Source organism: Delftia sp. ASV31, from assembly GCF_016428765.1.
GTDB lineage: Bacteria > Pseudomonadota > Gammaproteobacteria > Burkholderiales > Burkholderiaceae_C > Comamonas > Comamonas acidovorans.
Window position 1 is genome coordinate 11,670 of the sequence record NZ_JAELTK010000016.1, and the last position, 15,938, is coordinate 27,607.

A 15,938-nucleotide genomic window follows, 5' to 3' on the forward strand; every position below is an offset into this window, starting at 1 on the left:
TATGCTCAACATCTTTACGCTGGCCAATGGCCGCCTGGTTCAAGAAGAGATCGAGTCGCTGGAGGAGCTGTCCCGCTTCAAGCCGATCTGGGTGGACCTGGAGTCGCCCACGGTCGAGGAAAAGCGCTGGATCAAGCAGCACTACGAGCTGTCCATCCCCGAGGATGCGATGGACGACGACATCGAGGAATCGGCCCGCTTCTACGAGGAAGACAACGGCGAGCTGCACATCCGCAGCGACTTCCTGATCGACGATGACGAGGACCCGCGTTCGGTGCGCGTGGCCTTCATCGTCAACGAGCACAACAAGAACCTGCGCAGCTGCGGCGTGCTTTTCTCCATCCACGACGAGGACGTGCCGGTCTTCCGGCTGCTGCGCATGCGCGCACGCCGCGCGCCGGGCCTGATCGACGAGGCCAAGGACGTGCTGCTCAAGCTCTTCGACGCCGACGCCGAATACTCGGCCGACACGCTGGAGCGCATCTACGACGACCTCGAAAAGGCCAGCCAGATGGTGCTGTCCGGCGACGTGACCGACGACGTGGCCCGCGAGGTGCTGGGCGCCATCGCGCGCCAGGAAGACTTGAACGGCCGCATCCGCCGCAACGTCATGGACACGCGCCGCGCCGTCAGCTTCATGATGCGCTCCAAGATGCTCAATGCCGAGCAGTTCGAGGAAGCGCGCCAGATCCTGCGCGACATCGAATCGCTGGACAGCCACACGGCCTTCCTCTTCGACAAGATCAACTTCCTGATGGATGCCACGGTCGGCTTCATCAACATCAACCAGAACAAGATCATCAAGATCTTCTCGGTGGCCAGCGTGGCCCTGCTGCCGCCCACGCTGATCGCCAGCGTCTACGGCATGAACTTCCGCTTCATGCCCGAGCTGGAATGGGAGTTCGGCTACGTCTACGTCATCGCGCTCATGGTGCTCAGCGCCGTGGGGCCCATGCTCTACTTCCGCAAGCGCGGCTGGCTGAAGTAGCGGCAGCCGGCCCCCTCGGGCCGGGGTTTTCTTCAGGCCAGCGCCACGGCCTCGATCTCCACCTTCAACCCGAAATGCAGCGCCCCCGTGGGCACCACGGCGCGCGCGGGCCGGTGCGTGCCGGCCCAGTCCGCGTAGATGCGGTCGAAGGCTGGCCAGTGCGCCATGTCGTCCAGGTACACGCGCACCTGCAGCAGCCGCGGCACGCCGCTGCCGGCCAGCTCCAGCGCCGCTGCCAGGTTGGCCAGCGCCTGCCGGGCCTGGTCCTCGAAACCGGCATCCACCAGGCGCGTGCCGTCGGGCCGTATGGGCAGTTGCCCTGACACGAAGACCAGCCCCTGGCCCGTGGCCGTGTGGCTGTAGTGGCCGCCCGGCGCAGGCAGGTTCGGCGATGCATGGCGCAGATCGATCCCGTTTTCACCAGCCATGGAGCCGCTCCCAGGTTTGCACCGAGCCATCTGCCGCCAGCGCCTGGTAGGCCGGGAACTGCGCGCCCGTGGCGCAGGCATGGTTGGGCAGGATGCGCAGCCGCGTGCCCAGGGGAAAGCGCGTGGCGATGTCGGCCTCCGCCGTGCCATCGGCCCGGGCCAGGATGCCGTGCTCCTGGTTGGCGCCCGTGAGCACGAAGCCCGGCATCACCCGCCCCTGCAGGTCGCAGACCTGGCCGTAGCCGAAATCCTGTTTCTGCCGGGCCGTTCCGCGGTCGCGGCTCATGGCCATCCAGCCCGCATCCACGATGGCCCAGCCCTTGTCGGCCTGGTGGCCGATCACGGTGGCCAGCACCGACAGCGCCACGTCCTCGGCCGTGCACACGCCGATGTTGCGCATCACCAGGTCGAAGAACACGTAGACGCCTGCGCGCACCTCGGTCACGCCGTCCAGCCGGCTGGCCGCCAGCGCCGTGGGCGTGGAGCCCACGCTGACCACGGGGCACGGCAGGCCGGCCGCGCGCAGGGCCTCGGCAGCCTGCACGCAGCCGGCGCGCTCGCGCTCGGCCAGGGCCTGCAGCGCCTCGGGCGTGTCCAACTCGTAGCTGGAGCCCGCATGCGTGAGCACGCCGCCCAGGCGCATGCCCCCGTCGTGCAGCGTGCGGCCAATGGCCAGCAGCAGCGGCGTATCGTCTGCGCCCACGCCGGAGCGGTGGCCGTCGGTGTCGATCTCTATCCACACCTCGAAGGTCTCGCCCTGCTCGCGGCCGAACGCGGCAATGGCCTGGGCCGCCGCCACGCTGTCCACGATGAGCTTGAGATCGCAGCCGCGCCGGCGCAGTTGCAGGGCCTGCGGCAGGCGGTGCGGCGCCATGCTGACTGCATAGAGGATGTCGGTGGTGCCTGCCGCAAAGAACTGCTCGGCCTCCTTCAGGGTGGAGACCGTGATGCCCGAGGCCCCGGCCGCACGCTGCGCGGCGGCCACGGGCACGCTCTTGCTGGTCTTCACATGGGGGCGCAGGCGCACGCCCTGCGCGTCCATGCGCTGCTGCATGCGGGCGATGTTGCGCTGCATGCGGTCGAGGTCGATCACGGCAGCGGGCGTGTCCAGCGTCAAAAGAGTGTCTTGCATGGCGGCTCCTGAAAAAGACTTGGCACAGTCAGCGGCCTGCGGCAAAACCGCGCAGCCAGGGCAAGGCGGGGGCCAGCGTGGAAGCTTCAGCTTCGGCGGCAGGCGCTCCATCGGGCCGTGACAGACCCACGCGGTTGTGCCAGAAGGTGCGCAGGCCCACGGCCGAGGTGCCGAACAGGTCATAGCCCGATCCGGCCACAAAGGCGGCCTGGTCCGCAGGCAGCCCCAGCCGGTCCAGCGCCAGCTGGTAGGGCCGGGGATCGGGCTTGTAGAAGCCCGCTGCTTCCGAGGTCACCACCACGTCCCACTCCACGCCCAGCAGCGCAGCGGCACGCTGACCCAGGCGCTCGGAGCAATTGGTCACCACGGCCAGGCGGCAGTGCGGGCGCAGGGCGGCCAGCAGCTCGCGCGCGCCATCCCAGGGCTGCAGCTGGTCCCATTGCGCCTCCAGCCGGTCGGCGGCCGAGGCGGGCAGGCCCCGGTTGCGGGCCGCCTCGCGCACCAGGTCTTCATAGGGCTGGTAGGCGCCGCAGCCATAGGTCAGGCGCAGGTACTCGGCGCGCCAGTCGCGCCCTGCGGCCTCGCTGCCGGCAGCGCTGTTCCATACCGTCCAGGAGTCGAGCAAGGCGGTCAGCAGGTCGAAAAGCACGGCACGGGGCCAGGCGGCGGCGGTCGGTTCCGTCAGTGGGGCTGGGGTGTTCATGGCCTGGAACTGTACGGATGGAACCTGTGCCCGTGGTTAAATCCGCCGTCATCAATCGTTAAGGCAAATTGAATGATTGCCATCGAAGACCTGCAGCTTGCCGCCGCCCTGCTGCGCGAAAGCTCGCTGAGCGCGGCAGCCCGTGCGCTTGACGTGACACCGCCCGCCCTGTCCATGCGGCTGCGCCGGCTGGAGGCCGAACTGGGCCTGTCCCTGGCCAACCGCAGCGCGCGGCGCCTGGCGCTGACGCCCGAGGGCGAGCGCTTCGCCCGCGAGGCCGTGCGGCTGCTGGGCCAGATCGAGGAGCTGCGCGACTCGCTGCACGGCGATGCCTGCCAGCTGGGCGGCACGCTGCGCATTGCCGCGCCCTTTGGCTACGGGCGCAGCCGGCTGGCCCCGGCCCTGGTGCCCTTCACGCGCCAGCACCCGCAACTGAAACTGCAGCTGGACCTGCGCGAAACGCCCTTCCCGGACCGCCACGATGCCGACGCCGTGGTCCACATCGGCGCGGTGCGCGACTCCTCCTGGGTCGCGCGCGAACTGGCCGCCAATGACCGCTGGCTGTGCGCCAGCCCCGACTACCTGCGCCGCCACGGCACGCCCGCCACGCCGCGAGAATTGCTGGAGCACGCCTGCATCTGCATCCGCGAGAACGAGGAGGATGTGACGCTGTGGCACCTGCGCCCCGCCACCAGCCGGCGTGCCGTGGACGGCCAGACCCTGCGCGTGACGCCGTCCTACGTCACCAACGATGGCGGCGTGGCCCGCCACTGGGCCGAGCAGGGCCTGGGCCTGGTGCTGCGTTCGCAATGGGACATGGAGCAGGCCATTGCCGAGGACCGGCTGGTGCGCGTGCTGCCCGACTGGCATTTCGGCAGCGCGCCCGTCACCCTGCTGGTGCCCACGCGCAAGGGCCGCACGGCGCGCGTGCAGGCCCTGGTGACGTTTCTGGAGCAGTGCGCCGCAGCGGGCGCGCTGTAGTGCAGATCAGGCCGTGCGCGCGGAGGTGTCCCGGGCATCGCTGGCACCGTCGGCGCCCTGGCCGCGCTCGCGCAGCCACAGCACCAGGCCACAGACCATGACCACCAGCTGCGTGCCCACCAGCAGGCTGAAGCCTGCGACGAACCCGCCACCGGCCGAATGCGAGGTCCAGCCGATGACGGCCCCCATGAGCGCAGGCATGAAGCCCGCCACCAGGGTCGCCGTGCCGTTGACGACGCCGTAGGCGCTGGCCACATGCTCGGGCCGCGCGCAGTACTGCACGGTGCTGGGAATGGCCGGGCTCATCAGGCCCCAGCAGAAGTTGGCGGCGATCAGGCAGTAGGCCGCCGCGTAGCGGTCGTCCATGTGGATGGCCAGCCAGATGGCCAGCGCCAGGCCCAGGCTGCCGCCGACGAAGATCAGCGGCACCTGGCGGCGCGGCAGGCGGTCGATGACGATGCCGCCGACCAGCACGGCCAGCACCGTGGCGTATTGGGGCAGCGAGGCCAGCCAGCCCATCTCGCGCAGCGAAAAGCCGCGCGATTCCAGATAGGCCGGCAGCCAGTTGCTGCTGCCCCAGAGGTAGGAGAAGAAGGCCGCCGACAGCACGGCCACCAGCACCAGATAGCGCGTGTGCATGGCGCCGCGCACGATCTGGCCGACCTGGCCCACCGCCTCGCCCAGCGAGCGCGGGCGCGGCATGCCGGCGTCCACGCGGGGCATGCGGATGAAGGCCAGCACCAGCGGGATGCCGATGGCCACATTGATCAGGCCCAGCACGTGGAACGAGGTCTGCCAGTCATGGCCGGCCACCAGGTAGCCGATCAGCGGGTAGCCCACCGCCAGCCCCAGGCCCGTGCCCATGTTCACGAAGGAGTTGGGCAGGCCGTTCTCGTGGCTCTGGAAATGCGCCTTGATGTAGCTGCCCGCCAGCGAGTACAGCGGCCCTTCGGAGATGCCCAGCAGGATGCGCGAGGCCAGCAGCAGGCCGTAGCTGTTCATGGCCGGGGACAGAAAGGACACGGCGCCCCACAGCAGCAGGCCGACCACCAGGCTTCGGCGCACGCCGAAGAGCGCCGCGCAAAACGGCGTCAACACGAAGGAAGAAACGCCGTAGCCCACCATGAAGGCCGTGGCCAGCAGGCCCTGGCGCGTGCGGTCGTCGTGCGTCAGCCCGATGTGGTCCAGAAATCCCTGGTCGAGGATGAGGATCGAAAGGTTGATCCGGTCCACATAGGAGATGGCGACGATGATGAAGAGGCTGATCACCCCCCACCAGCGGGCCGCACGCATATCTTTCATGGCAAGTCTCTATCGCCCGATGGGCTGTATCAGAAGAAGTGGCGCACGCCCACCTCGAAGCCGGAGGAGCGGCCGCCCAGCGTGGTGCCCGGGGCCGACAGGCCCTGCACGCCGATGGACTTGGCCGCGCCGTCCTTGTTCTTGAGGAAGGCCACCGTGCCGTAGACCTGGGTGCGCTTGGACAGGTTGTGCCCGTAGCCCACGCTGATCTTGTTCCAGTCGGCATTGCTGCCGTCGGTGTTGTAGTGGCCGTAGGAGGCCTTGAACTCGCCCATGCCCACGGGCGCGGTCATGCCCAGCTGCAGGGCGGTGACCTTGAGGGCGCCGCGCTTTTCGCTGGCCCACAGCAGCATGGGCTTGGCCACGCCGAAGTCCCAGCTCAGGCCCACGTTGCTGGCCGTGAGGTTGGTCGCATCGCTGTCGCCATAGAACTTGCCCGTGGCCAGCGCGCCGTTGAAGGGGCCCTGGCGGTAGCCGAAGCGCAGGCCGCGGTAGTCGCCCTGGTTCTTGTTGGGTGCGCTGCGCGCCTGCTCGCCCATGGCCACCTGCACCTGGCCGTAGAAGCCGCCCAGGTTCTGCGGCAGGAAGTAGCTGACCGCGTTGCTGATCTGGATGGGCGCGCCGCCCGTGGCCGTGCCCGTGCCGGGAATGCCCAGCATGGTGAAGCCCATGGTGCCGCCCACGCCGTTGGTGAGGAAGGGGTCGAAGATCAGCGTGCTCAGGAAGGTGGCCGAGTCATCGCGGCCCAGGCGCACTTCGCCGAAGTCGCCCGACAGGCTCACGGTGGAGCGGCGGTTGAAGCTCAGGCCGCCACCGCTGGCCTTGCCCGAGCCGCTGTCCACGTCCATGCCCGCCTCCAGCCAGAAGCCCGCACGCAGGCCGCCGCCCAGCTCTTCCGTGCCGCGAAAGCCGATGCGGCTGATGTTGGCGCCGCCCGTGGACAGGCCGGTCTTGGAGGGGCCGGAGCCGTTCAGGTGCGTGACGCCGACATCGACGACGCCGAAGATCTCGACCTTGGACTGCGCCGAAGCGGCACCGGGCAAGGATGCCAGGCAGGCTAGCGCCACGCCCAGCATGGGCGTATGGATGGTTTTCATGGGGTTGTCTCCTCTGGGGGTGGTGGCTTGGGGTGGCTTGGGGGTGGTGGGTTGTTGCCTTGCAGGTCTGATTGCCTGCTCAGATATCCAGGACCAGTCGCTCGCTCTTGCAGCCGGAAACGCAGACCATCATCACTTTGTTGCTGGCCTTTTCCTTGGGGCTGAGCACCGAGTCGCGGTGGTCCGGAATGCCCTCGAGCACGCGCGTCTCGCAGGAGCCGCAGACGCCTTCGCAGCAGCTGTGGTCCATCTGGATGCCGGCATCCAGCAGGGTGTCGAGCAGCGATTTCTCGGGCGTGATCTCGATGAAGCGGCCGCTGCGCTTGAGCTCCACCGTGTAGTTGCTGCGCGCGTCGTCGGCGGCCTTGACCTCCACGGGCGTGAAGCGCTCGACGTGGGCGTTGGCGTGGCCCAGCTCGGCGCAGAACTTCTCGAAGGCGTCCAGCATGGGCGTGGGGCCGCAGGCGTAATGGTGCGTGCCCGCGTCCGGCTGGCGTTGGGCCAGCAGCGCGCGCAGGTCGGGCGGGCCGCCGGCCTCGCTGTCGAAGTGCAGGTGCAGCGGCATGCCCAGCGCCTGCAGCTCTTCCAGGAAGGCCGCGCCCTTGCGCTCGCGGGCGAAGTACAGCATCTCGAACGAGCGGCCCTGGCCCTTGAGCCGGCGCGCCATGCACAGCAGCGGCGTGATGCCGATGCCGCCGGCCACCAGCACGGTGTGCGCGGCGCTTTCGTCCAGCGCGAAATGGTTGCGCGGCTCGGAGATGGTGATGGGCATGCCCACGCGCAGCGACTCGTGCACGCAGCGCGAGCCGCCGCGGCTGGCGCGGTCGCGCAGCACGCCGACCACGTAGCGGTGGCGCTCCTCGCTGGGGTTGCTCAGCGAGTAGCTGCGCACCAGGCCGTTGGGCAGGTGCAGATCGATGTGCGAGCCCGGCGTGAAGGCGGGAAGCTCCCCGCCCGCCACGGGCCGCAGGTCCACGCTGATGGTGTCCTGGGCCTCGAAGCGCAGCGTGTGCACGAAGGCCTGGAGGTTGGTGCTCATGATGCGGCGCCTTCGTCGATCTGCTCCTGGGCCAGGCGGCGCAGGTGGCGGCGCAGGCGCACCAGGCCGATGTCGTGCTGGTAGAGGTTCTCGCGCTCGTTGGCGTCCAGCTCCATCTGCTCCATCATGATCCGGTCCTGCTCCAGCACGGCCCAGTGGCGCGCCTCCAGGCGGTTGCGGTAGAGGAAGCGCCAGGTGTCGCGCATCCAGCCCTGCACCTTGCGGCAGCGCCAGAAGAACACGGCGCACAGGTCGGCGCTGATGGGCGTGACGCAGGCCACGATGGCGAAGTTGCCGCCGGGGCCGCCGGTCTTGGGGTACGGAATCTCCAGGCGCATCCAGTGCACGCCCGTGCTGCCCCACTCGGTCCAGTCGAAGTTCACGCCGCGCTGGCCCACCTTCTCGAAGACGAAGCCGTCATCGGTCTCGCGCACCTGGAACGTGGCCTTGCTGTCGCCCTCGGCCATGGAGTGCGACTGCTTGTGCAGGAAGGTGCCGTGCATGGGGTCCATGACGTTGTCCAGCGCATAGCGGTAGTCGCTGCGCCACTCGGCATAGCACAGGAAGTTGGAGTACTCGGGCGAGGTCAGCTCCTCGGGCAGCGTGAACTCGGGCGCCTCGTCAACGGCCTTGTCGCTGTTGTAGAGAAAGATGGCGCCATGGGCCTCGCGCGCATGGAAGGCCAGCGCCGCGCGCGAGCCTTCGAGCTTGCAGCCGGGGCTGCCGGGCACCTTGGTCACCGTGCCGTCGCCGCGCACTTCCACGCCGTGGTAGGGGCAGGCCAGGCGGTCGCCCAGGATCACGCCCTGAGACAGCGGCGCGCCGCGGTGCGGGCAATGGTCTTCCAGCGCGTGGACCTGGCCGGCGGCATCGCGCCACAGCGCGATCTTGCGGCCGAAGCGGCGCACCGACACGGGCTGGGTCTTCACGAAGTCCGAGGGGCAGACCGCGTACCAGAGGTTCTTCAGGCCTTTGTTGAGCAGGCCGTCCACCGGATCGATGGTGATGGTTTGTACGTTCATGGGGCTCTCCAGTCCTGCTCGGTATCAATAGCCCAGCCGCGCCATCAGCGCCTGGAAGCTGTCTTCGGTCCAGGCCTGGCCGTTCTCGCCGGCGGGGCCGCTGCGGTTGAGATAGGCCACCAGTTCGGGCAGGGTCTGCACGCCTTCGCCGAAGGCGCGTTCGATGGAATCGCCCAGCAGGTCTTCCATAAGGGTGGGGGCACGTTCGCGCGCCTGGTGCGGCTCGAGATAGCGATCAGCGGCCATGGTTCTCTCCTTCGAAAACTGTCTTGTGTGGGGGGTGCTCAATCAGCCCTGATATCCAGGTCTTTGATGAGCTTGCCGAAGCGGTTGAAGTCCGCTGCATTGGTCTTCTCAAGCCTCGCGGGATCGCCGCCTGCGGGCAGCGCGCCGAAGGTGGCCATCTTGGAGACCACGTCGGGCATCTTCAGGATCTCGTTGAGGTGCGTGTTCAGCAGCTTCACGGTCTCGGGCGACATGCCCTTGGGGCCGAACAGGCCCTGCCATGCGGACACTTCCACGTCCTTGACGCCCAGCTCGGCCAGGGTGGGCACATTGGGGGCCAGCGCGCTGCGCTGGCTGTCTGCCACGGCCAGGGCGGTGACCTTGCCGCCGATGTAGGGCGCAATCGGACCCCAGGTCATGAAGGTCGTGGGCACATGGCCGCCGATCAGGTCGTTGACGGCGGGTGCCACGCCCTTGTAGGGGATGTGGGCGATGCGCGTGCCGGCGGCGCGGTTGAACATCTCGCCCAGGATGTGCATGGGCGAGCCGCTGCCGGGGCTGGCATAGGTCAGGCCGTCGCGCTTGCCCTGGGCGATCAGGGTCTTCATGTCCTTGATGCCCGAGGCCTGGTTGGTGGCCACGAACATGGGCTGCACGCTGGTCTGCACGATAGGCGTGAAGCCATGCAGCACGTCGTAGCTGGAGCCCGAGGCCGTCTTGAGCACGAACTGCGCAATGGCGAAGGTATTGGGCGCCAGCAGCAGGGTGTAGCCGTCCGGCGCGGCCTTGGCCACATGCACGCTGCCGATGGTGCCGCTGGCACCGGGGCGGTTGTCCACCAGCACGGGCTGGCCCAGGCGCGTGGACAGCTTCTCGGCATACAGGCGCGCCATGGCATCGGTGTCGCCACCGGCCGGATAGGCCACGATGATGGTGATGGGCTTGGCCGGATAGGCCTGGGCCATCGCGGTGCCGGACAGCGTGGCTGCAGCCAGGAATGCAGCGGCAAGAGAAACCTGGCGACGTGTCTTGTTCATGGGGAGGCCGTGGGGTGGTTGGGTTGTGGGGGTAGGCCGTCAGGCGCGGTCTCAATGCCGCTTGTCGGTGATGAATTTCCCGTCGCTGGTACCCACGCCCTTTTGGCGCCGGGTGTTGCCGTCGATGCCGCCATCGATGGCCCATTCGGCAAACACCGTGGGGCCGGGCTCGAACTCGCGCGGCTGCCAGTCGGCGGTGAGCTGGTCCTCGTCGGCGTAGTACTCGACCAGGGCGCCGGCCGGATTGCGGAAGTACCAGAAATAGGCCGAGGACACGGGATGGCGGCCCGGGCCCAGCTGGGTATCCCAGCCGCGGCGCGAGATGTGCATGCCGCCGCCGAAGACCTCGTGGATGTCGCGCACCGTGAAGGCCACGTGGTTCAGGCCCGCGTCCTTGGCCGGGCGCTGCAGCAGGAAGATGTCGTGGTGGCCGCCGTCGGGTGCGCAGCGCAGGAAGGCGCCGCGCTCGGGGTAGCGGTCCGAGGCTGCGAAGCCGAAGTTGTCCACGTAGAAGCGCTCGCAGGCCTGCACGTCCTTGACGAAGAACACCACATGGCCGACCTCGATGGGCTGGGCGCGTTCGTAGGCGGGGCTGGCCTGGTTGACGCGGTCCTTGCGGTTCCAGGTGTTGTAGGCGGCGCCTTGCACATCCACATCACGCTTTTGCGTGACCTGCAGGCGCACGGACAGGCCGTTGGGGTCGGTGCAGCCTATGCGCCCCTGGCCCTGCGAGAAGCCTGGCAGCGCGGCAATGCGGCTGGCGTACAGCGCAAGGTCCGCCTCGCTTTCCACACCCCAGACCACTTCGCGCAGCGTGGGGCCGGCCTCGATGGCGGGCGGCAGATCGGGATGGTCCACGGCGGCCACGATCACGCGGCAGCCGTTGAGGGTCTCGAACACCAGCCGGTCGTCCGCTTCCTGCACCAGCGCCAGGCCCCAGTCCAGGAAGAAGCGGCGGCAGGTGGCCAGGTCGTCCGCGCCGTAGGTGATTTCGTCTATGCCCAGTACGCTCATGTCGATTCCCTTTCAGTTCGCCCAGGCCAAAGGCTGGTCGTTCAAGCCCCAGTACATGCTCTTTTGCTCCATGTACTGCTGTATGCCCAGCCGTCCCTTCTCGCGGCCCAGGCCGCTGTCGCGCCAGCCGCCGAAGGGCGTGGAGATGGAGAACTGCTTGTAGGTGTTGATCCAGACCGTGCCGGCCTGCACGGCGCGGCCAATGCGCCAGGCGCTCTTGTAGTCGCGCGTCCAGATGCCGGCAGCCAGCGCGTAGACGCTGTCGTTGGCCTGGGCGAGCAGGTCGTCCTCGTTGTCGAAGGGCATGGCCACGAGCACGGGGCCGAAGATTTCCTGCTGGCAGATCTGCCAGTCGTTCTTCACGCCGTCGATGATGGTCGGGCGGTAGTAGTAGCCGCGCTCGAACTGCGCGCCCTCGGGCCGCTGGCCGCCCGTGAGCAGCCGGCCGCCCTCGGACAGGCCCAGGGCCACATAGCTCTCTATGGATTCGCGGTGCTTGGCGGTGATCAACGGCCCCATCTGCGTGCGCTCGTCGGCGGGGTCGCCCACCTGCAGCGCGGCGGCCTTGGCCGTCAGGCGCTGCATGAATTCGGCATGCAGGCTGCGCGCCACGAACAGGCGCGAGCCCGCGATGCACGACTCGCCCGAGGAGCTGAAGATGCCGTAGAGCACGCCGTTGACGGCATGGTCGATGTCGGCATCGGCCAGCACCATGGTGGCCGACTTGCCGCCCAGCTCCAGCGAGACCGGCATCATCTTGTCGGCCGCGATGTGGGCGATGTGCTTGCCCGTGGACGTGCCGCCCGTGAACGACACGCGCTTGACCAGCGGATGCTTGGTGATGGCGTCGCCGATCACCGAGCCCCGGCCCGGCAGCACGCTGACCAGGCCCTTGGGCACGCCGGCCTCTTCGCAGATCCTGGCCAGCTCCAGCGCCAGCAGCGGCGTGGCCTCGGCGGGCTTGACGACCACGGCGTTGCCGGCGGCCAGCGCCGGAGCGAGCTTTTGCGCCTCGCTGGCGATCGGCGAGTTCCACGGCGTGATGGCCGCCACCACGCCCATGGGCTCGTACACGCTCATGGTCATGAAGTCGCCGCGCGAGGGCGTGATGGTTTCCTCCATGGTCTCGCAGGCGGCTGCAAAGAACTGGAAGGTGGCGGCGGCGCTGGCCACCAGCATGCGTGTTTCCTTGATGGGCTTGCCGTTGTCCAGGCGCTGCAGTTGGGCCAGGGGCTCGGCGCGCTCGCGGATCAGCTGGGCCACGCGGTGCAGCACGGCCGCGCGCTCATGGGGCTTTTTCTGGGCCCAGCCGCTGGTGCGGAAGGCGTGGTCGGCCTTCTGGATGGCCTCTTCCACATCCTCCAGGCTGGGCGCGCGCAGGCGGCCCACCACTTCGCCGGTGGCGGGATAGAGCGTGGTGGATTCGCCACCGCCGCCCAGGCGCCATTCGCCGGCGATATTGATGGGGAGCAGTTCCAGGTTCGACATGGTGAGCCTCTCTCGTTCGTTCGAATCCAGCCGCCTCAGGCGGCCTTGGACGCCGTGGTGGTGGCCGGGATCTGGTCCAGCTTGTTCACCGGCGGGCCCGAGAACGTGGCCTTGAAATTGCCGATGGCGCGCATGTCGATCTCCAGCAGGAAGGGGCCTTTCTTCGTCCAGGCCGACTGCAGCACCGCCGGCAGCTCCTTGAGGTTTTGCACGCGGGCATGGGGCAGCTGGATGGAGGCGCACAGCTGCGCGTAGTCGGGCGTGTGCAGTTCCACATAGCAGCGGCGGCCGCCGTAGGAGGCGTCCTGGATGTTCTGGATCACGCCGTAGCGCTGGTCGTTCATCAGCACGATCAGGGTGTCGCACTCTTCCTGCACCAGCGTGGCCAGCTCGCCCAGGTTCAGGATGAAGCCGCCATCGCCCGCCAGGCCCAGCGTCTTGCGGCCCGAGCCGCTGACCGCCGCGCCCACGGCCGCGCCGATGGCCATGGGCATGCCCATGCCGATGCCGCCGCCCGTGGCGTGCACGCCCGCGTTGGGCTCGAAAAAGCGCAGCTCGCGGTTGCCCCAGGTGCTGTTGGAGACGGTCACGTCGCGCACCCAGTTGAAGTTGCGGCCCACGGCCTTTTGCAGCTCCTGCACCAGCACGCTGTACGGGCCCAGGCCGTCGCGCATGGTGGCCACGGCCTCGTCGTGCACCTGGCGCAGGTCGGCCAGCAGCTCGGGGTCGGCCTTGTAGCCACGCGCCTCCAGCCGGTCGGCCAGGCCCGTCAGCGCCAGGGCCGAGTCGCCGCAGACAAAGCCGTCATCGGCGTAGCAGCGGCCCTGCTGGGCGGCGTCCACATCGATGCGCAGCAGCGGGCGCGGCAGCTTCAGTTCGTACTTCAGCGTCTCGTTGCTGCGCAGGCGCGTGCCCACGGCCAGCATGGCGTCGCAGCGCTGGTAGAAGGCCTCCACGGGCTTTTGGATGTTGTAGGCGCCCAGCGAGGCCGGATCGTCCTCGGCCACGATGCCGCGGCCCTGGCCCGTGCTGACGATGCCGAAGCCCAGCGCCTTCAGGCGCTGCACGGCAGCGACTGCGTGGCGTGCGCCGCCACCCAGCCACAGCAGCGGGCGGCGTGCCTTGGCCAGCGTGTCGGCCAGCGCATCCAGCGATGCCTCGCTGGGGGCCAGCACGGCCACCGGCAGCGGCGACAGGTCGGCCGGCATGTCGATCACGGTCTGCTGGATGTCGATGGGAATCTCCACGCTCACCGGGCCCGTGGGCGCGGTCATGGCGGCCTGCACGGCGGCCTTCAGGGTGGACAGGCAGGTTTCGGCGCTGCGCACGCGGAACGCCGCCTTGGACACGGCGCCCAGCATGGTCAGCTGGTCGGGCGCCTCGTGGATGTACGACAGCTTCTGGTCCAGGTACTGCGTCTCGATCTGGCCCGTGATGTGCAGCAGCGGCGTGCCGGCCGTATAGGCCTCCACCAGGCTGCCGGCGATGTTGCCGGCGGCCGGGCCCGTGCTGGTGATGCACACGCCCAGGCTGGAGGTGGAACGCGCGCAGGCATCGGCCATGTTACCGGCGCCCGCCTCGCCGCGCGCCATCACGAAGCGGACATGGCCGCGCGCATTCATCGCGTCCAGGATGGGCATGTTGTGGATGGAGATCACCCCGAACGCGGCCTGCACGCCGCAGTGTTCGAGGAACTGGGCCACAACGGCGCCGACGGTGATTTTGGATGCGGAAGAAGTCATGTTCTGCTTTGAATCGGGTGAAGGGGCTGAAGCACTACGCTTGCCGTGCAAGGCCACCGGAGACGTCGATGTGGCTGCCGGTCGTGTAGGAGGACAGGGGCGTGGCGAGATAGAAGATGGCGCGCGCGGCCTCGTCGGGCGAGCCCAGGCGGCCCAGCGGAATGGACTTCTTGCGGGCGAGGTCGGCGCTCCAGGCGTTCCAGTCCTGGCTGCGGTCCTCGCGCGCCTCGAAGCGGCGGCGCCACTGGCCGGACTCGATCAGGCCGACCAGGATGCCGTTGACGCGCACGCCCTTGGGCGCGAACTCGGTGGCCATGGAGCGCACCAGGTTCTTGAGGCCGGCGCGCGCGGCCGAGGTGGCCACCATGTGCGGCTCGGGCTGCGAGGCCAGCAGCGAATTGACGCAGACGATGGCCGGCTGCGCCGTGCGCTCGAGCTGCGGCAAGAAGGCGCGCGTGGGATGCAGCACCGAGAAGAACTTCAGGTGCAGCTCCTCGGTCCAGGCCGCATCGTCGGTGCTGGCAAACGTCGAGACCCGGCCCTGGCCCGCGTTGTTCACGAGGATGGAGGCCGGACCCAGCGCAGCCTCGCTGTCGCGCGCAAATTGCTGCACCTGGGCAGCGTCGAGCACGTCGCAGGCCTGGGCGAACAGGCGGGCCTCGGGATGGCGCCCGCGCAGCTGCTGCACGGCCTGCTCCAGGCGTTCGGCGCTGCGCCCGCACAGGGCGACACGCGCGCCCTGCGACAGCAGCAGATCGACCGTGGCCAGGCCAATGCCCGAAGAGCCGCCGGTGACGACGGCCATGGTGTCCTTGAGTTGGGAATCAAACATGGCCGCCTCCTGCGCGCCGGGAATTGAGGGAAAGCAGCTGTGCCGTCTGCGTCTGCGTTTGCGTTTGCGTCTGCGTTTGCGTTTGCGGGCGGTAGTTCAGCAGCTCGGACAGCTCGGCCGCCGCGTCGCAGACGCCGGCGATCAGGGTCTCGGCACGGCCCTCCTCCACATGGGGCGCGGGAACCGTCGTGCCCAGCGCCGCCACCACGCGGCCGCTGTGGTCGCGCACGGGGGCGGCGATGGTGCAGATGGAGCTTTCGTAGAAGCCTTCGCTGAACACATGGCCGCGCTCGCGGTCGGCCTCGACCAGGTTGAACAGGTCCAGCACCGTGCGCGGCGTCTTGGGCGTGTGCGCTTCCAGGTGCTCCTCGGGATAGAGCGCGCGCAGCTCGGGCAGGGACAGGTCGGCCAGCAGCACGCGGCCCAGGGCCGTGGCATGGGCGGGCAGGCGCGTGCCCACACGCACCGAACTGGTCAGCGGCGTGGGCGGCGTGACCTTGGCCACATAGACGATGGAGCGGCCGTCGCGCACCACGATGTTGCAGGGATAGCGGATCTCGCCGCACAGCCGCGCGATCACGGGCTGGCCCAGCTCGGTCAGGTCCATGGACGACAGGAACTCGAAGCCCAGGCGCAGCACGGACAGGCCCAGCCGGTAGTCATTGCTGCCCTCGGCACGCTGCAGAAAGCCCATGGCCTCCAGCGTGTTGAGCATGCGGAAAATCGTGGCGCGCGGCAGCTGCAGGCGGCGGGCCAGCTCGGGCGCGCCCAGCGTGGCATTGCCGCGCCCGAACTCCTGCAGCAGGCGCAGGCCGCGCTCCAGCGCGGGCACCATGTACTTGTCGGCGCCGTTGTCCGCGCTTTCGGCGCTCTCGGCATTCCCGGAAGGGGTGGTGTCGGTCATGGCG

General features: G+C 68.8%; 16 protein-coding genes. 2 read left to right on the forward strand and 14 right to left on the reverse strand.

Annotated features, from left to right (window positions below; all coding sequences use genetic code 11):
• Position 1 precedes the first annotated feature (1 nt).
• Positions 2-988: a magnesium/cobalt transporter CorA gene (gene corA / locus JHD82_RS08145; protein WP_012202905.1), complete on the forward strand. Its 987-nt coding sequence runs from the start codon at positions 2-4 to the stop codon at positions 986-988.
• 32 nt (positions 989-1,020) lie between these two features.
• On the opposite strand, the gene JHD82_RS08150 is transcribed toward corA, so the two are convergent.
• Genes JHD82_RS08150 through JHD82_RS08160 form a run of 3 tightly spaced genes read right to left on the reverse strand, consistent with a single transcriptional unit; the run spans position 1,021 to position 3,251 of the window.
• Positions 1,021-1,416 (reverse strand): RidA family protein, encoded by a 396-nt coding sequence (locus tag JHD82_RS08150; RefSeq protein ID WP_012202904.1) that lies wholly within the window; start codon positions 1,414-1,416, stop codon positions 1,021-1,023.
• On the reverse strand, positions 1,406-2,548 hold the full coding sequence (locus tag JHD82_RS08155) for a DSD1 family PLP-dependent enzyme (RefSeq protein ID WP_199135939.1): 1,143 nt from the start codon (positions 2,546-2,548) through the stop codon (positions 1,406-1,408). Before JHD82_RS08155 ends, JHD82_RS08150 begins: the two co-directional genes overlap by 11 nt.
• A 28-nt stretch (positions 2,549-2,576) precedes the next feature.
• The gene (locus JHD82_RS08160) at positions 2,577-3,251 is read right to left on the reverse strand and encodes an HAD family hydrolase (RefSeq protein WP_199135940.1); all 675 of its coding nucleotides are present in this window, start codon (positions 3,249-3,251) and stop codon (positions 2,577-2,579) included.
• A 72-nt stretch (positions 3,252-3,323) separates the two neighbouring features.
• Here JHD82_RS08160 and JHD82_RS08165 point away from each other — a divergent pair, with 72 nt between their 5' ends.
• Positions 3,324-4,232 carry a LysR family transcriptional regulator gene (locus JHD82_RS08165; RefSeq protein ID WP_199135941.1) on the forward strand — a complete coding sequence of 303 codons (909 nt, stop codon included), beginning with the start codon at positions 3,324-3,326 and terminating at the stop codon, positions 4,230-4,232.
• 6 nt (positions 4,233-4,238) lie between these two features.
• Here JHD82_RS08165 and JHD82_RS08170 read toward each other — a convergent pair whose 3' ends face one another.
• The 11 genes from JHD82_RS08170 to JHD82_RS08220 all read right to left on the reverse strand — a co-directional run bounded on the left by JHD82_RS08170 (position 4,239) and on the right by JHD82_RS08220 (position 15,934).
• Complete coding sequence (locus tag JHD82_RS08170; RefSeq protein WP_199135942.1) at positions 4,239-5,534, reverse strand: MFS transporter; 1,296 nt, start codon at positions 5,532-5,534, stop codon at positions 4,239-4,241.
• A gap of 29 nt (positions 5,535-5,563) precedes the next feature.
• Positions 5,564-6,631: a porin gene (locus JHD82_RS08175; protein ID WP_199135943.1), complete on the reverse strand. Its 1,068-nt coding sequence runs from the start codon at positions 6,629-6,631 to the stop codon at positions 5,564-5,566.
• Positions 6,632-6,710: 79 nt separating this feature from the next.
• Positions 6,711-7,670 carry a PDR/VanB family oxidoreductase gene (locus JHD82_RS08180; RefSeq protein ID WP_012202897.1) on the reverse strand — a complete coding sequence of 320 codons (960 nt, stop codon included), beginning with the start codon at positions 7,668-7,670 and terminating at the stop codon, positions 6,711-6,713.
• Entirely contained in the window at positions 7,667-8,692 is a 1,026-nt protein-coding gene (locus JHD82_RS08185) for an aromatic ring-hydroxylating dioxygenase subunit alpha (protein WP_012202896.1), read from the reverse strand. The genes JHD82_RS08180 and JHD82_RS08185 overlap by 4 nt, the downstream gene beginning before the upstream one ends.
• Positions 8,693-8,716: 24 nt before the next feature.
• The gene (locus JHD82_RS08190) at positions 8,717-8,938 is read right to left on the reverse strand and encodes a recombinase-like helix-turn-helix domain-containing protein (RefSeq protein WP_012202895.1); all 222 of its coding nucleotides are present in this window, start codon (positions 8,936-8,938) and stop codon (positions 8,717-8,719) included.
• Between the two features lie 38 nt (positions 8,939-8,976).
• Positions 8,977-9,954 (reverse strand): tripartite tricarboxylate transporter substrate binding protein, encoded by a 978-nt coding sequence (locus tag JHD82_RS08195; RefSeq protein ID WP_199135944.1) that lies wholly within the window; start codon positions 9,952-9,954, stop codon positions 8,977-8,979.
• Between the two features lie 51 nt (positions 9,955-10,005).
• Positions 10,006-10,968, reverse strand: a complete 963-nt coding sequence (locus JHD82_RS08200) for a VOC family protein (protein ID WP_199135945.1) — start codon at positions 10,966-10,968, stop codon at positions 10,006-10,008.
• Positions 10,969-10,980: 12 nt separating this feature from the next.
• Positions 10,981-12,456: an aldehyde dehydrogenase gene (locus JHD82_RS08205; RefSeq protein WP_012202892.1), complete on the reverse strand. Its 1,476-nt coding sequence runs from the start codon at positions 12,454-12,456 to the stop codon at positions 10,981-10,983.
• Positions 12,457-12,491: 35 nt separating this feature from the next.
• Positions 12,492-14,198 (reverse strand): thiamine pyrophosphate-binding protein, encoded by a 1,707-nt coding sequence (locus JHD82_RS08210; protein WP_199135946.1) that lies wholly within the window; start codon positions 14,196-14,198, stop codon positions 12,492-12,494.
• Between the two features lie 34 nt (positions 14,199-14,232).
• Positions 14,233-15,030 (reverse strand): SDR family oxidoreductase, encoded by a 798-nt coding sequence (locus JHD82_RS08215; RefSeq protein ID WP_199135947.1) that lies wholly within the window; start codon positions 15,028-15,030, stop codon positions 14,233-14,235.
• Entirely contained in the window at positions 15,023-15,934 is a 912-nt protein-coding gene (locus tag JHD82_RS08220) for an IclR family transcriptional regulator (protein WP_065348025.1), read from the reverse strand. The genes JHD82_RS08215 and JHD82_RS08220 overlap by 8 nt, the downstream gene beginning before the upstream one ends.
• Positions 15,935-15,938 lie beyond the last annotated feature (4 nt).

What these genes read in the sequence shown, in the direction of transcription:
- JHD82_RS08175 (WP_199135943.1), bottom strand. Translation starts at nt 6,631, where the DNA reads ATGAAAACCATCCATACGCCCATGCTGGGCGTGGCGCTAGCCTGCCTG.
- JHD82_RS08190 (WP_012202895.1), bottom strand. Translation starts at nt 8,938, where the DNA reads ATGGCCGCTGATCGCTATCTCGAGCCGCACCAGGCGCGCGAACGTGCC.
- JHD82_RS08165 (WP_199135941.1), top strand. Translation starts at nt 3,324, where the DNA reads ATGATTGCCATCGAAGACCTGCAGCTTGCCGCCGCCCTGCTGCGCGAA.
- JHD82_RS08180 (WP_012202897.1), bottom strand. Translation starts at nt 7,670, where the DNA reads ATGAGCACCAACCTCCAGGCCTTCGTGCACACGCTGCGCTTCGAGGCC.
- JHD82_RS08185 (WP_012202896.1), bottom strand. Translation starts at nt 8,692, where the DNA reads ATGAACGTACAAACCATCACCATCGATCCGGTGGACGGCCTGCTCAAC.
- JHD82_RS08195 (WP_199135944.1), bottom strand. Translation starts at nt 9,954, where the DNA reads ATGAACAAGACACGTCGCCAGGTTTCTCTTGCCGCTGCATTCCTGGCT.
- JHD82_RS08210 (WP_199135946.1), bottom strand. Translation starts at nt 14,198, where the DNA reads ATGACTTCTTCCGCATCCAAAATCACCGTCGGCGCCGTTGTGGCCCAG.
- JHD82_RS08160 (WP_199135940.1), bottom strand. Translation starts at nt 3,251, where the DNA reads ATGAACACCCCAGCCCCACTGACGGAACCGACCGCCGCCGCCTGGCCC.
- JHD82_RS08205 (WP_012202892.1), bottom strand. Translation starts at nt 12,456, where the DNA reads ATGTCGAACCTGGAACTGCTCCCCATCAATATCGCCGGCGAATGGCGC.
- JHD82_RS08220 (WP_065348025.1), bottom strand. Translation starts at nt 15,934, where the DNA reads ATGACCGACACCACCCCTTCCGGGAATGCCGAGAGCGCCGAAAGCGCG.
- corA (WP_012202905.1), top strand. Translation starts at nt 2, where the DNA reads ATGCTCAACATCTTTACGCTGGCCAATGGCCGCCTGGTTCAAGAAGAG.
- JHD82_RS08215 (WP_199135947.1), bottom strand. Translation starts at nt 15,030, where the DNA reads ATGTTTGATTCCCAACTCAAGGACACCATGGCCGTCGTCACCGGCGGC.
- JHD82_RS08170 (WP_199135942.1), bottom strand. Translation starts at nt 5,534, where the DNA reads ATGAAAGATATGCGTGCGGCCCGCTGGTGGGGGGTGATCAGCCTCTTC.
- JHD82_RS08155 (WP_199135939.1), bottom strand. Translation starts at nt 2,548, where the DNA reads ATGCAAGACACTCTTTTGACGCTGGACACGCCCGCTGCCGTGATCGAC.
- JHD82_RS08150 (WP_012202904.1), bottom strand. Translation starts at nt 1,416, where the DNA reads ATGGCTGGTGAAAACGGGATCGATCTGCGCCATGCATCGCCGAACCTG.
- JHD82_RS08200 (WP_199135945.1), bottom strand. Translation starts at nt 10,968, where the DNA reads ATGAGCGTACTGGGCATAGACGAAATCACCTACGGCGCGGACGACCTG.